This window comes from Flavobacterium galactosi, from assembly GCF_048158585.1.
Classification (GTDB): domain Bacteria; phylum Bacteroidota; class Bacteroidia; order Flavobacteriales; family Flavobacteriaceae; genus Flavobacterium; species Flavobacterium galactosi.
The window spans coordinates 113748-128720 of record NZ_JBLNKV010000005.1 but is presented as its reverse complement, the minus strand read 5'-3'; the positions used below and the strand labels follow the sequence as shown (position 1 = coordinate 128720).

Here is a 14973-nt window from a genome sequence, read left to right as displayed (position 1 = left end):
TACGTTTGATTTCATATAAATTAACGAAAATTTTCCTTACAAACAAAAAAAAAACTATAAAAGTAATTTTATAGTTTTTTTGTTTAGTAATAAATCCAATTATACATTAAATCTATTTACACATTAAATCTAAAATGCATAACATCGCCATCTTTTACAATATATTCTTTTCCTTCTACTTTGAATTTTCCTGCTTCTTTACATTTTGCCTCTGAGCCGTAATGAACGAAATCTTCATATGCAATAACTTCGGCGCGGATGAATCCTTTTTCAAAATCAGTGTGGATAACTCCAGCAGCCTGAGGCGCAGTTGCTCCAATATTTATAGTCCAAGCACGAACTTCTTTAACTCCTGCAGTGAAATAGGTTTGTTGTTTCAATAATTTGTAAGCCGCACGAATCAATACAGATGCACCTGGCTCTTGTAACCCCATGTCTTCTAAGAAAACCTGACGCTCTTCATAGCTTTCCAATTCTGTAATATCAGCCTCAGCACCTACAGAAAGCACGATAACTTCGGCATCCTCATCTTTAACCAGTTCACGAACTTGATCTACATATTTATTTCCGTTAACTGCTGAATTTTCATCAACATTACAAACGTATAATACTGGTTTTGCTGTAATCAATTGAAAACCTTCCATCAAAACTTCTTCATCATTGTTTTGTGGAGTTATAGTTCTCGCTGATTTCGCTTGAAGCAAAGTTTCTCTAATTCTGTTTAGCAATCCTTCTTCGACGATCGCTTCTTTATTTCCAGTTTTAGCGGCACGTTTTACCTTTTCTAAACGTTTTTCAACATTTTCAAGATCTTTCAATTGTAACTCGATATCAATCGTTTCTTTGTCACGAATAGGATTTACATTTCCGTCAACGTGAACAATGTTATCATTATCAAAACAACGCAAAACGTGAATAATCGCATTACATTCTCTAATGTTTCCTAGAAACTGATTTCCTAAACCTTCTCCTTTACTCGCTCCTTTTACTAATCCTGCAATATCAACGATATCTACGGTTGCCATTTGCACGCGTTCTGGTTTCACCAATTCTTCCAGTTTTTCCATTCTGGAATCCGGAACATTTACAACACCTATATTTGGTTCAATGGTACAAAAAGGAAAGTTAGCACTTTGCGCTTTTGCATTTGATAAACAATTGAATAATGTTGATTTTCCAACATTCGGTAATCCTACAATTCCTGCTTTCATATGTAGATAATATTTGTTTTTAATGAAAATATGGCACCGCCATTCCTCAAGCTATTTTTGTTTACAGATAACAGTCTCCTGCTAAAAGTTTTATAATTCACTTTAAAAGTTTGCAAATATAAGATTTAATAAATGTTTGATGGCATAATCAATACATTTATGCATCTGCATTCAAGTTTTTACTTTTTTATCAATTCAATACTATTCTTTAGAACAATTTATTGGTATGATAATTTTATTAATTGTTATTAAAACTTTCTTAAATATTTGTAAAAAATCAAACTAAATATTAATTTTTTGTTAAAAAAAAATTATATTGCGAACGATTTCAAACAAAACCAAAACCAACAATTTATGAAAAAGTTTACATTATTATTATTTCTATTAAACGTTACGTTTCTTTTTGCACAAAAAGAAATTTCTGGAGTAGTAAAAGACAATACCGGTGCTGGATTACCAGGTGTTAATATTATCGAAAAAGGGACAAACAATGGAGTCTCAACGGACATTGATGGAGCTTACAAAATCAAAGTTAAAGAAGGGGCTACTTTAGTTTTTAGCTATGTAGGATACAACAAAGTAGAAAAAGCAGCTACAGGAACAACAATTAATATTGTTTTAGCTGAGGAAGGTGGACAAAACCTTGAGGAAGTTGTCGTTACTGGAACAAGAACTGCACCTAGAAGTAATACAACAACAGCACTTCCTATTGATGTATTGTCTTCAAAAGACTTAGCTTCAACTGGACAAGCTACTTTTGACAAAGCATTACAGTACAAAATCCCATCTTTTAACACAGTTCAAACACCTGTAAATGATGCGACTTCATTACTTGACCCTTATGAAATTAGAAACATGGGCCCAAGTAGAACCTTAATCCTTATCAACGGTAAACGTAAAAATCTAAGTTCATTACTTTATGTACAAACGTCTCCAGGACGTGGTGAAACAGGTGCTGATATTTCTGCAATTCCTACTGATGCTATCGAAAGAGTAGAAATACTTCGTGATGGTGCATCGGCTCAATATGGTTCTGATGCTATTGCAGGGGTTATGAATATTATCTTAAAAAAGAATACAAACGGTGGATCTGTTACCGTAAGGAGTGGAATTACTTCTGAAGGTGATGGTGAAATGTTAGGAGTAAGCATGAATAATGGTACAACTGTAGGAGAAAAAGGATATGTAAATTATACGGTAGATTTCTCTAAAGTAAATTTATCAAACAGACCGGGTAATGTTGATGCTGCTGGTGATGCAGGAGATTTTGGAGCATCTTTATCTGATGTTCAAGCTTTTCTTGCAAAAAAACCAGACGCTGGAAACATTAATGGTTCGCCAGAAACTGCTGCCGCTAAATTCTTAGTTAATGGTGGAAGCGAATTAAGCGAAACTTCTCAGATGTATTACAATGCAGCTTATGTTTATAAAAAAGTAAACTCTTTTGCAAACTACAGAACTCCTTATTGGAGAACTTTATCTGATTACCCGTTCTTAAAAGATTTCTTTGGCAATGGAACACCAGCCTCTTATTTAGGCTATGTACCAACATTTACTGGAGATTTAAATGACTACAATGGTACATTAGGATATAAATCAACAAAAAACGATTGGAATACTGATGCAAGTATCACTGTAGGTGGAAATACGCAAACTTATACGGTAGAAAACTCTTTCAATAGATCTGACATTCAAGATGCTGATGGAAATAATGTTTACTTAGAAAATAGCCCAATAGCATTTAAACCAGGAGGAACTTCTTTCAACCATATTGTAGGTAACTTAGATATCTCTAAAGTATTATCGGATAAAGTAAGTATTGGTTTTGGTTCGGAAATCAGAACAGAAACTTTTGAAGTTACTGAAGGAGACAAAGCATCTTGGGATGGAATTGGAGCAGATTCATTTGCGGGTAACAGACCTGAAAATTCAGGAAAATGGAATCGTTACAATTTAGGTGCATATTTTGACCTTGCTTATAATGTAACTGAAAATTTCTTATTAAACGGTACTCTTCGTTATGAAGATTATAGCGATTTTGGCGATGCAACTGTATGGAAAATAAGCTCAAGATATAAATTCTTGGACGATAAAATTACATTAAGAGGATCTGTTTCTACTGGATTCAGAGCACCTACATTACACCAAATTTATACTCAAAAATCACAATACTCATTCGTTCCTGGACAAGGAATTCAAGTAAGTGGTATTATAAACAATGTTTCTCCACAAGCACGTCAATTAGGAATTGATCCATTAGATGCTGAAAAATCAACTAACATAACTATAGGAATAGGTGCTAAACCATCAAGAAATTTTAATTTTACGATAGATTATTACAATATTAAAGTGGAAGACAGAATCGTTTTAGGAGACAAAGTAGATACCCAATTTGGTACTGTTGCTTGGTTTGAAAACTCATTTGACTCTAGAACATCAGGTTTAGATGTAGTTGCTAATTATAGTAATATTATGTTAGGAACAGGAAAATTAGGATTCAATTTATCTGGAAATATTACTTTTCAAAATGAAAGAATCTCTCCTGTAAAAAGCAATAATTTTGGACAAACACTTGAATCTTTAATGTTTACTTCCAGACCTGACACAAAATGGATTTTGGGAGCAAATTATAAAATTGGAAAATTTGATTTTTCACTTAATAACACGTATTTTGGAAAAACCACATTTGACCAAGACGGTTTAGCTTCTAGTTTAAAAACGGAGTTTATTCCAAAAATCGTTACTGATTTAGGAATTAATTTCTCTGCTACAGACAAATTAACACTAGCCCTAAATGTAAATAATTTGTTAAATGTTTTACCCGAATGGAAATTTGTAGCTGAAAATGCAGCCGGAACTGCAATTTTAAATGATCCTGCACAAGTTAAAAATCAATTCAATTTGATTACTTTCAATGGTCGTTATGCAAACACAACTTATGATGGATCACACTTTAGCCAATTAGGCACTATGTTTAATTTATCATTAAACTATAAATTCTAATTCGCTTACTGAATAATTCCAAAAGGGCTATCGAAAGGTAGTCCTTTTTTTATTTCATTTATTTTCCTTAAATTTAGTACTTATATAAATAAACATTATGACACATCTATATGACGGAAAAATGGCTGAAATTTTTGATGCTATGTACCAAACCTTCATTGATTATGATGAGGAATATCAATTCTACAACAATTTAATTAAAGAAAATAATTGCACAACCATATTGGAAATTGGTAGTGGCACAGGCAATCTAGCTAAACGATTTCAGGAAAATAATCAAGATTATATTGGTTTAGATTATAGCCTAAGCATGATTGCAATAGCCAAAGAAAGGAATAAGAACTGTACTTTCATTCATGGAGACATGAGACAATTTGAATTGGAAAAACCAGTCGATTCAATACTGATTACAGGACGTTCCACTAGTTATTTAATAACAAATGATGATGTAAACAGTACTTTTGATTCTATTTATAAAAACCTAAATAAAGATGGAATTGTCATTTTTGACTTTATAGATGCCAATCGCTTTATTCCTTTTGCCAAAGAAAACCAAGTTATAATTCACGAAGCAACATTCGAAGGAATGAAATATTACAGAAACAGCAACTGGAAAACGACTCTTTCAGATAATTTTATGCTGGAATGGACCGCACAATATTATACTTTTAAAGATGATGAAAAAGAAATAATTGCTGACGATTTTTCAACTGTTCGTGTATTTACCTTAAATGAAATACAATTGTTTTTATATTTAAATAATTTTGAAATCATTAAAACAATTGACAGAAAAACATATGCCTATGATACCTATGTAATTGTGGCGAGAAAAAAACAAAAAATAGATTCCTAGTAAATCACTTAGAGCTTTCATGTGAATAATGTAATTTTTTAAAGAAATTCTATAACAATTTTACAATCAACTAATTGTAGATTTGTTATATATAAATTTTTAAAATAAATATCATGAAAACTATAATCTTAGGGATGACAGCTTTTTTACTGTCACTAACTATTCAAGCACAAAATCAAAACGTAAAGTCGGAAGTTAAAACAACAGTTACTAAGGTTAAAGATTCTGAGGGAGAAAAACAATTAATCAAAACTCAAGAAATTAAAGAAGTTCAAAATATAGAATTAAAAGATGCTGATTCTAATGTTTTAAATAAAGAAGTAAAAGAATCTCCCGTTCAGGTAACCGCAACAACTGCAGTGACCGCAGACGGTGTTACAAAAGTAATTGATATCGACCGTTCTGCATATTACAATTTAAATGGTAAAAAATACCAGTTTACCACTAATAAAAGTGGGTACACCTTGTATTTGCCAAACAGTCAAAAAGCGGCAATTTTAAGAAGAACATCAAACAACAATTATATTTACAAGTCTAAAGATAAAACTTCATATGGCTATTTTGATGCCAATGGAAATCTGGTATTAGAATCTTATGATGAAAAAACAGATAAAGTAAATGTTGAAACTTATATTATAATCAAAAAGTAAAATTATTTAAAGCAAAAAAAATCCTGAGCGAATACTCAGGATTTTTTTGCTCTAAAGTAAAGCTATTCATTATGCAAAAATGCTTGTCTATTTAACAGGATTTCCTCTGTTTCAACATGATTATCATCTGGAATACAGCAGTCTACAGGACACACTGCAGCACATTGTGGTTCATCATGAAAACCTTTACATTCCGTACATTTTCCCGGTACAATGTAGTAAATTTCATCAGAAATTGGAGTTTGAGCTTCATCTGAATCTACTTCAGTACCATCAGGCAAAATTACTTTCCCTTTAAGCTTTGTTCCATCTTTATATCTCCAGTCATCGGCACCTTCATATATTGCAGTATTTGGGCATTCTGGTTCACAAGCACCACAATTGATACATTCATCTGTTATTATAATTGCCATCTTTATCTTTTTATGAGTTAAAAGCTATGTCTTTTGAGATAAAATTATTTAAGATTTTTTCTCTTTTGACTTATAACTTATTATAGCTTATTTTTGTGCAAAATTACAATCAAAACTATTCATATACAAGTTACTTATGTTACAAAACGAAAAAAAACGAAGTTTTATCGAATTAGGAAAGTTTTTAAGTCAATTTTCTGAGGATAATTCTTCTATCAATCCTACTGTTTTACATAACGATCTATTTTTTGATGATTTTATCGATTTAATAAAACTATCACAATCCCATAATGGATGGTATACGCCTGAACAAGTTTATTTTTCTATTCTATCTTGGGCAGAAGCACTAACTGAAGAGAATTTAAATCAATGGCTTTCTGCTTATGATTTTCAAATAAACGAACCTAAAAACATTGCCTTAATTCTTGCCGGAAATATTCCGCTGGTTGGTTTTCATGATTTCTTATCAGTTTTAATAACAGGACATAATGTATTAGTAAAAACATCGTCAAATGACCAACATTTACTGCCTTTTCTAGCTAAATACATTGTAGCTATTGACCCTGAGCTGGCTAATAAAATAACTTTTGTTGAGGGGAAATTAGAAAATTTTGATGCCGTTATAGCAACAGGAAGTAATAATACCGCTCGTTATTTTGAATATTATTTTAAAAACAAACCTTCCATTATTCGAAAAAGCAGGAATTCAATTGCTGTTTTGAATGGAAAAGAAACCAAAGAACAATTAAGCGCTTTAGGTGAAGATATATTCCGATATTTTGGTTTAGGATGCCGCAATGTTTCTAAAATTTTTGTTCCAAAAGGGTACATTTTTGATGGTTTTTTTGAAGCCATATTTGAGTATCAAGATGTTATTCATTATGAAAAATATGCTAATAATTATGATTACAACAAGGCCGTTTTCCTGATGAGTAATTTTAAATTATTGGACAATGGTTTTTTAACCATAAAAGAAGATAAAAGCCATGCCTCCCCTATTTCTAGTGTATTTTATGAATTTTATGACGACATCAATGATCTACAAATAAGATTACAATCTGAAAACGAGCAAATTCAGTGTATTGTAAGTAATAATCTGACAGAAAGCAGTATTGACTTTGGACAAACACAAAGACCCAAATTGTGGAATTACGCAGATAATATCGATACTATTTCATTTTTGTTAACAATATAGTCAAAAATTGTTTAATTTTTTCGAATTATTTAACGCTTTTTAAACTCCTATTGCCGAAATTTGCACTTTAATTTTTTGGACTTAAACTACACCATGAAAAAACACAACTACAGCGCAGGACCTTGTATTTTACCACAAGAAGTTTTTGAAAAATCAGCACAAGCTATTTTAAATTTCAATAATTCTGGTTTATCCATTTTAGAAATTTCGCACAGAAGCAAAGACTTCGTTGCCGTTATGGATGAAGCAAGAGCTCTTGTTATTGAACTTTTAGGCCTTGAAGGCAAAGGATACCAAGCTTTATTTCTTGCTGGCGGAGCTAGTTTAGAATTTATTATGGCTCCTTATAACTTGATGAAAGAAGGTGGGAAATCTGCTTATCTTGATTCAGGAACTTGGGCAACAGCAGCTATAAAAGAAGCAAAACTTTTTGGAGATACTGTTGTTGTCGCTTCATCAAAAGAACAAAATTACAGTCATATTCCAAAAGGATACATAGTCCCTTCAGATGCTGATTATTTCCATTGCACAAGTAACAACACTATTTTTGGTACACAAATGAAGGAATTCCCGTCACTTGATATGCCAATTGTATGTGATATGAGTTCTGATATATTTTCAAGAGAATTGGATTTTTCAAAATTTGATTTGATTTATGCAGGAGCTCAAAAAAACATGGGTCCGGCAGGAACTACTTTGGTTGTTGTGAAAGAGGAAATTTTAGGTAAAAATGGCAGAATAATCCCAAGCATGTTGGATTATACTAAACATATCAAAGCAGAAAGTATGTATAATACTCCACCTGTTTTCCCTGTTTACGCATCGTTATTGACTTTACAATGGTTAAAAAACCTTGGTGGTGTTGCTGCAATTGAAAAAATAAATAATGCTAAAGCAGCTTTACTTTATGGAGAAATTGACAGAAACCCATTATTCAAAGGAGCTGCTGCTGTTGAAGATCGTTCTAACATGAATGCCACTTTCTTATTGAATGATGCTGCTCATGCAGAAACATTTGATGCTATGTGGAAAGCAGCAGGAATATCTGGATTACCTGGACACCGTTCAGTAGGTGGTTACAGAGCTTCTATGTACAATGCTTTACCAATTGAAAGTGTTCAAGTATTGGTGGATGTAATGAAAGAATTGGAAGCAAAAGTTTAATCGTTAATTTGGTTATTTGTTTAATAGAAATATCCAAATTAGTTAAAATTAAAATAATGTTGATTTACTGGGAATTCTAGCCCCGATTGAAATGGAAATCCTTTTATGTTTTTTCTTTAAAAACATAAAAGATTGCAATGGAAAGCGGGAAATAGCTCCAGAAAAATAAAATAATAAATTAAATATGAGGGTGAGATTTACTTCGTTCCTCGCAATGACATAAAAAATGAAAGTATTAGCCAATGACGGAATTTCTAAAAGTGGAATTCTAGCTTTAGAAAAAGGTGGATTTGAAGTTATAACTACAAAAGTAGCGCAAGAACAAGTGGCTAACTTTGTAAATGAAAACAATGTAAGCGTTGTTTTGGTGCGTAGTGCTACCAAAGTTCGTAAAGATATTATTGATGCTTGTCCAGGATTAAAAATTATTGGTCGTGGTGGTGTAGGAATGGATAATATTGATGTGGACTATGCTAAAAGCAAAGGAATTCACGTAATCAATACTCCTGCTTCTTCATCAGAATCAGTTGCAGAATTAGTTTTTGCACATTTATTCTCTGGTGTACGTTTTTTACACGATTCTAACAGAAATATGCCTCTTGAAGGAGATACAAACTTTGATGGTTTGAAAAAAGCATATGCAAACGGAATTGAATTAAGAGGAAAAACGCTTGGAGTTATAGGAATTGGACGTATTGGTCAAGCTACTGCTAAAATGGCATTAGGTTTAGGCATGAAAGTGATTGCTGCTGATATGTTTATCCCACAAGTTGACGTTAAAGTTGAATTTTTTGACGGTCAATCTATCACAACAACTATCATTTCTCAATCATTGGAATCTTTATTCAAAGAAGCTGATTTCATAACATTACACGTTCCTGCTCAAGATGGTTACATTATTGGAGAGAAAGAATTAGCTATTATGAAAGACGGTGTAGGTATCGTAAACTGTGCTCGTGGTGGGGTTATTGACGAAGTTGCTTTAGTAAAAGCATTAGACAGCGGAAAAGTATTGTTCGCTGGATTGGATGTTTTTGAAAACGAACCAACTCCTGAAATGACTATTTTGATGAACCATAAAATCTCAATGACTCCTCATATTGGAGCTGCAACGGGAGAAGCTCAAGATAGAATTGGTACTGAATTAGCTTCACAAATTATTAGCATATTAGGCTAGTATTTTTGTATTAACATAGTAAAAGGGATTCATTAACAGTGTTTAATGAATCCCTTTTTTATGAAATTTAGTTTTTTGTTTGGCAGATTCATTATATATCTTTTTAATCACAATCAATAGACCATTAAATTTTTAGAACAAAAACAACAGGAAGGATTTATTTTTGTAACTTTATAATTCATATTCCATCATGAAAAATAGCGTTTACATATTAGCAATTATTTTAGTCTCCCTTTTTAGTTGTAAAACTTCTAAACCTACTTTTTCGAAAAATGATAAAATAATTCCAACTCAAAGTGACACTGTTAGAATTGCCAATGAGGAACTCCAGTATGAAGTCATAATAATCGATCCGGGTTTTAGTACTTGGCTGTATTCAATGGCATTGCCAAGAAATTATTATTCTCAATCTTATTTAGAAAATAAAAATCAGATATGGATTAATGAATGGAACAGCCGTGTTTTGCAACCCCAACGATATTCTCCCAATCTATACGAAATGACTATTAACTATGATTCTAATATTGATTATGGCTATGAAGTGAATTATTTGATTTATAATTACATGGTTTATTTTCAAAACACCTACAAACAAAAACTCTTTGGTAATGTTCCCTCACGATAATGTTGCTATATTTGTAATCATTATAAATAAAGATGAGCAATTTAAAAAAACGTTGGGGAATTGAAACCAATTTCCAACTCACAATTATATTTATTGTTTTTGCAATTACAGGTTCCGCTTCAGCTTGGTTATCAAAACCATTTTGTTTTTGGTTGGGAATTACAAAATCAGATTTAGGCTATTGGTTCACTCCTGTCCGATTATTATTGATTTTCCCAATATACCAAGTGCTTTTAGTCTTAATAGGATTTGTTTTTGGACAGTTCAAATTCTTTTGGGCTTTTGAAAAAAAGATGCTAAAACGGATGGGATTAGGATTTCTTTTTAAAGAATAAAAAAACGCCTCAATTATGAAGTGTTTTTGTTTTTTATCCAATAATTATAAATCCACGTCAACGTAAATGTGGGAATAATATCCGAAAACGGTAAAATTTCTTCCAGAAAAGTAATTACTCCACCTACTTTACCAACAGTTCCTTTATACATTGTTGTCATTAAATAACCGGCAATGGGAGCCCAAACCACATCAGAGAATTCTCCAATAAACGGAACCGTAAACGATAACATTCCTATTGCATCGAATACTATCCCCAGAAAAAGATTTCTTCTTTTATTATCTGTTTTACCAATTTGTACTTTTTCCATTATGCTGTTTTAGAATTGTTTATACAAATCTAATGCCAATTAATTTTTGAGCTTATCTTTGAAAATTTTCTTCAATTTTTCGACTTTTGGCGTAATTACATAACTGCAATATCCTTGCAATTTATTTTGATTGTAATAATTCTGATGATAATCCTCGGCTTCATAAAATAATGTAGCTGGTGAAACTACGGTAACAATTGGTTCCCCAAACGTATTTTCTCTAGTCATCAAAGCAATATACGCTTCAGCTAAATCTTTCTGATCGTCATTATTATAAAAAATTTCGCTTCGGTACTGTGTCCCAATATCGTTTCCTTGACGGTTCAAAGTAGTGGGATCATGCGTTGCAAAAAATATTTCCAACAATTCCCCAAAACTTATTTTATTGGGATCAAAAGTAATTTGAATTGCCTCTGCATGACCGGTGTCACCATTGCAAATGTCCTTATAGGTTGGATTAATTGTATCTCCGCCTATATATCCCGAAACCACCGTTTTCACTCCATTCAATTCTAAAAAAATTGCTTCGGTACACCAAAAACAACCACCGGCAAAAGTGGCAACTTCCATTCCTTGTTCCATTTCTATTTATTAGTTTATTTCGTTTACAAAAAAATTTGATTTTAGTCTACTTTAACCGATAATCTAAAACCAAATTTAATCTATTAATTGAAAGTGGTTATTCCTTATTAACTAAAATTTATAATTTGTGAGGGGAAAATTTAATGGGAACCATTTAATAATCATTAAAATCTTTGTTTCTTTGTGAAAACAGTTCAAAATGATACAGGTCAAAAATCTACATAAATATTACGATCAACTGCATGTGTTGAAAGGAGTTGATTTACATATTCAAAAAGGAGAGATTGTCTCTATCGTGGGTGCTTCAGGTGCCGGGAAAACAACCCTTTTACAAATTCTTGGAACTTTAGACAAACCTACAGTTGAAAACGGAATAGAATTGCGCATTAATGATGAAGATATCCTGACCATGAACGACAAAAACTTGTCAAAATTCAGAAATTTAAATTTAGGTTTTATATTCCAATTTCATCAATTATTACCTGAATTTACGGCGTTAGAAAATGTTTGCATTCCCGCTTTTATTGCCAATAAATCCAAAGTAGAAACAGAAATAGAAGCCGAAAAACTCCTAACCTACCTTGGTCTTTCGCACCGTATGAATCACAAACCTAATGAACTTTCCGGTGGGGAACAGCAACGTGTGGCTGTTGCAAGAGCTTTAATCAACAAACCCGCAATCATTTTTGCCGATGAGCCTTCAGGAAATCTCGATACTGCATCTGCTGAAAACCTGCACCAATTATTTTTTAAATTACGTGATGAATTGGGACAAACCTTTGTGATTGTTACCCATAATGAAGAATTAGCGAATATGGCCGATAGAAAATTAGTGATGGTAGATGGATTGATTAGTAATTAGGAGCTATTTCCAGCTATACGTTGCAATCTTTTACTTTTTAAAGAAAAAAGTAAAAGGATTTCCACTGCTATCTTGGCTACCTGTATTAGTTATAAGCAGTAATTAATTTTAAATCTGTTTATTTTTTTTAAATCCGTCTCATTTGCATTTCTATTATGAATCATTCCGAATTAAAATCCTTCCTCGATGAAAAAGTTGTACAATACAACACACTCGAATTCATAGAAAGCGACCCAGTTCAAATTCCTCATTTATTTTTCACAAAAAGAAGACATTGAAATCGCTAGTTTTCTGATTATTCTGTCATGTCATATAACGAAAATGAATTGGATAAATATATTTTTTGTGTATTAAACTATTTCGTAATTAATTTCCTATATATTAGGAATGAACATAAAAAATAAAAGCGGCTTAAAAAACCGCTTTTATAGTAACAAAACATAAATAACCAAACCAAACATTTATTTTAATCTTTTTATAAACATAACCTAATTAATGATGATATCCCTTTTATTTTTCATTTTCCAATGAGTATTCTAACCCTTCATTAAACTTAAACAATGCATAACCAGCTGGTTTTAAATATCCAGGAACATCTGATTGATTATCCAATACGGCCTGACGAGATTTTGGAGTAGTAAAAGGCATTTTTCCGGTTGGATTATATTTTCCCGTTAAAACATCTAATAAGGCATCTGAAGAAGTTCCAAAAGTAGCCAATACCGTTTTTAAATTTTTAGTGTCGATTTCATTAATCACCCATGGATTGGAATAATTTATAACTACTACTGTAGGTTTACTGGAAGTAACTTCATTGATATACGCGACATCAATTTTATTATCTGATAATTGTAATTTTATTTCGGCACCAGTACTGCTAAAAAGACCACCTGCATTAGGTGTTACCGTTAAAACAACAAGATCGGCATCTTTTTTATCCTTGACGAATTCAATACCCAATTCATTAGACAGACTAGCTGAAACGGGAGTGTTAGTTTTACTATTATTATATAAAGATTCTAGATATACTTTAGTACCTTTTTTAATTGGCAGTAATTTCGCATCATTTCTTAATAATACTATAGATTTTCTAAAGGCTAAATCTCCTCTTTTCTGAAATTCACTGTTTCCAACGATTTTTTCGGCATAAGAAACATCAACATACGGATTTTCAAATAAACCTAATTCAAATTTTTCGGTCAAAAGCCTTTCTATTGATTGATTGATTCTCGATTCAGCGACCATACCCTTTTTAATAGTCTCCAACAATAAGGTTGGATCTCCCGTTCCTGAAAATAAATCTACACCACAATCAATTGCTTTTTGATACCGTTCTAAAACACTTAAATTCTCAACACCCCAAGGCATCATTTCTATTGGTCCTGTATCAGAATTGATAATACCCTTGAAGCCCATTTTAACTCTTAAAAGATCATTAATAATAGCTTTATTATAGGCAAAAGCAACCGCTTCATATTTTGTATTGATAGGTTTTGCATAATAGGGCATAATCGCAGAAGTACCCGCATCAATAGCAGCCTGAAAAGGTTTTAAATGATATTCAAACATATTCCCTGGATAATGTTGATCCTGACCCCAAACAAAATGCGGATCTTGACCATCTACTTGTGGACCTCCTCCTGGAAAATGCTTTATCGTCAAAGCTATAGAACCAATTCCTAATTTATTCTTTTGAAAACCTAACGTTATTTCTCGTATCATTGAAGCTGCCAAATCAGCATTTTCACCAAAGGTTCCTTCCACTCTTTGCCAGCGTGGCTCTGTAGCAAGATCAGCCATATACATATATCCTTTACGAAGACCAACTGCAGCCCATTCTTGTCTCGCAATATCTGCAAATTCTCTTGTCAATTCTAAATCTCGCATTGCGGCAAGTCCCAATTCTCCCGGCCATTTTGAAAAAATTGTGGTTCCTACGCTTAACCCTACAGAGGCATCCACTGTGATGTGGTTTCTTGGATTTGAAGCAACTATAGCCGGAATTCCCAATCTTGAAGATTCACATAGTCTCTGCAGATTATTACTCCATTCCGCCATGTTTTTTGCGTTAGTATTAGCTCTAAGAATAAAATGCCTAAGATTATATTGCGTTACAGCCTTTGTAGTCCCAACAGCTGACATTACTGGCACTGGTAATGGTTTTTTGGAAAACATATTAATGTTTTGAACCAAGTCCTCTTCATTAAATCCACTTTTTATTTCTACTTTTGGAGCATCCTGCTGAAATGCGTAATCACCTTCCATTCTTGTGGTACTGATTAGCATAAAACCTATTTTTTCTTCCAAAGTCATTTGAGAAATCAAATCTTTAACCCTAGTTTCATTTGGTAATCGCCAATCTTCATATTGATCCAGTTTACCATTTTTATTCAAATCTTTAAATTCGAACCCTTGTGATTTGATGATTTGAACCCCTTGGTTTCCTAATTTTGGCTGCACAGGACTTTGAGCAAAAGTGACAAATGAAACCAAAGTAAATGATAAAATTCTTGTAATGTTTGTGTGATAATTAGTCATAATCGTGTTTTATGAAATTAAAGTCTTAAAAAAACTAAAATAGTGTTTTAAATTC

14 protein-coding genes and 1 pseudogene are annotated in these 14973 nt (G+C 32.3%); 10 read left to right on the top strand and 5 right to left on the bottom strand.

Annotated elements, in window-relative coordinates; genetic code table 11:
* Positions 1 to 116 precede the first annotated feature (116 nt).
* Complete coding sequence (gene ychF / locus ACM55M_RS12020; protein ID WP_416850389.1) at positions 117 to 1211, bottom strand: redox-regulated ATPase YchF; 1095 nt, start codon at positions 1209 to 1211, stop codon at positions 117 to 119.
* A gap of 354 nt (positions 1212 to 1565) precedes the next feature.
* Between ychF and ACM55M_RS12015 the strand changes: the two genes are divergently transcribed.
* The 3 genes from ACM55M_RS12015 (at position 1566) to ACM55M_RS12005 (ending at position 5717) form a co-directional block, all read left to right on the top strand.
* On the top strand, positions 1566 to 4214 hold the full coding sequence (locus ACM55M_RS12015; protein WP_416857906.1) for a TonB-dependent receptor: 2649 nt from the start codon (positions 1566 to 1568) through the stop codon (positions 4212 to 4214).
* Between the two features lie 97 nt (positions 4215 to 4311).
* Positions 4312 to 5067, top strand: coding sequence for a class I SAM-dependent DNA methyltransferase (locus tag ACM55M_RS12010; protein ID WP_416857905.1), 756 nt, complete (start codon positions 4312 to 4314; stop codon positions 5065 to 5067).
* 113 nt (positions 5068 to 5180) lie between these two features.
* Positions 5181 to 5717: a hypothetical protein gene (locus tag ACM55M_RS12005; protein WP_416857904.1), complete on the top strand. Its 537-nt coding sequence runs from the start codon at positions 5181 to 5183 to the stop codon at positions 5715 to 5717.
* A gap of 62 nt (positions 5718 to 5779) precedes the next feature.
* Here the strand turns inward: ACM55M_RS12005 and ACM55M_RS12000 are convergent, their stop codons facing one another.
* Complete coding sequence (locus tag ACM55M_RS12000) at positions 5780 to 6130, bottom strand: 4Fe-4S dicluster domain-containing protein (protein ID WP_416857902.1); 351 nt, start codon at positions 6128 to 6130, stop codon at positions 5780 to 5782.
* Positions 6131 to 6266: 136 nt separating this feature from the next.
* On the opposite strand from ACM55M_RS12000, the gene ACM55M_RS11995 reads away from it, so the two are divergent.
* The 5 genes from ACM55M_RS11995 (at position 6267) to ACM55M_RS11975 (ending at position 10626) form a co-directional block, all read left to right on the top strand.
* Positions 6267 to 7325 (top strand): acyl-CoA reductase, encoded by a 1059-nt coding sequence (locus ACM55M_RS11995; RefSeq protein ID WP_416857900.1) that lies wholly within the window; start codon positions 6267 to 6269, stop codon positions 7323 to 7325.
* Between the two features lie 93 nt (positions 7326 to 7418).
* Positions 7419 to 8489 carry a 3-phosphoserine/phosphohydroxythreonine transaminase gene (gene serC, locus ACM55M_RS11990; protein WP_416857899.1) on the top strand — a complete coding sequence of 357 codons (1071 nt, stop codon included), beginning with the start codon at positions 7419 to 7421 and terminating at the stop codon, positions 8487 to 8489.
* 226 nt (positions 8490 to 8715) lie between these two features.
* Complete coding sequence (locus tag ACM55M_RS11985; RefSeq protein ID WP_416857898.1) at positions 8716 to 9666, top strand: D-2-hydroxyacid dehydrogenase; 951 nt, start codon at positions 8716 to 8718, stop codon at positions 9664 to 9666.
* Between the two features lie 190 nt (positions 9667 to 9856).
* The gene (locus ACM55M_RS11980) at positions 9857 to 10291 is read left to right on the top strand and encodes a DUF6146 family protein (RefSeq protein WP_416857896.1); all 435 of its coding nucleotides are present in this window, start codon (positions 9857 to 9859) and stop codon (positions 10289 to 10291) included.
* A gap of 32 nt (positions 10292 to 10323) precedes the next feature.
* Positions 10324 to 10626, top strand: coding sequence for a DUF6787 family protein (locus ACM55M_RS11975; RefSeq protein WP_416857895.1), 303 nt, complete (start codon positions 10324 to 10326; stop codon positions 10624 to 10626).
* Between the two features lie 13 nt (positions 10627 to 10639).
* On the opposite strand, the gene ACM55M_RS11970 is transcribed toward ACM55M_RS11975, so the two are convergent.
* Both ACM55M_RS11970 and msrA read right to left on the bottom strand, forming a co-directional pair.
* A complete protein-coding gene (locus ACM55M_RS11970; protein WP_416857894.1) occupies positions 10640 to 10936 on the bottom strand; it encodes a hypothetical protein in 297 nt (98 codons plus the stop codon).
* A gap of 39 nt (positions 10937 to 10975) precedes the next feature.
* On the bottom strand, positions 10976 to 11518 hold the full coding sequence (gene msrA, locus ACM55M_RS11965) for a peptide-methionine (S)-S-oxide reductase MsrA (RefSeq protein WP_416857893.1): 543 nt from the start codon (positions 11516 to 11518) through the stop codon (positions 10976 to 10978).
* Between the two features lie 199 nt (positions 11519 to 11717).
* On the opposite strand from msrA, the gene ACM55M_RS11960 reads away from it, so the two are divergent.
* Together ACM55M_RS11960 and ACM55M_RS11955 are read left to right on the top strand one after the other, a co-directional pair.
* Positions 11718 to 12380: an ABC transporter ATP-binding protein gene (locus ACM55M_RS11960; protein ID WP_291246788.1), complete on the top strand. Its 663-nt coding sequence runs from the start codon at positions 11718 to 11720 to the stop codon at positions 12378 to 12380.
* A gap of 155 nt (positions 12381 to 12535) precedes the next feature.
* Positions 12536 to 12674: pseudogene (locus ACM55M_RS11955) on the top strand (TIGR02757 family protein); the annotation flags it as partial.
* Positions 12675 to 12890: 216 nt separating this feature from the next.
* Here ACM55M_RS11955 and ACM55M_RS11950 read toward each other — a convergent pair.
* The gene (locus ACM55M_RS11950) at positions 12891 to 14918 is read right to left on the bottom strand and encodes a glycoside hydrolase family 3 protein (RefSeq protein WP_416857892.1); all 2028 of its coding nucleotides are present in this window, start codon (positions 14916 to 14918) and stop codon (positions 12891 to 12893) included.
* Positions 14919 to 14973 lie beyond the last annotated feature (55 nt).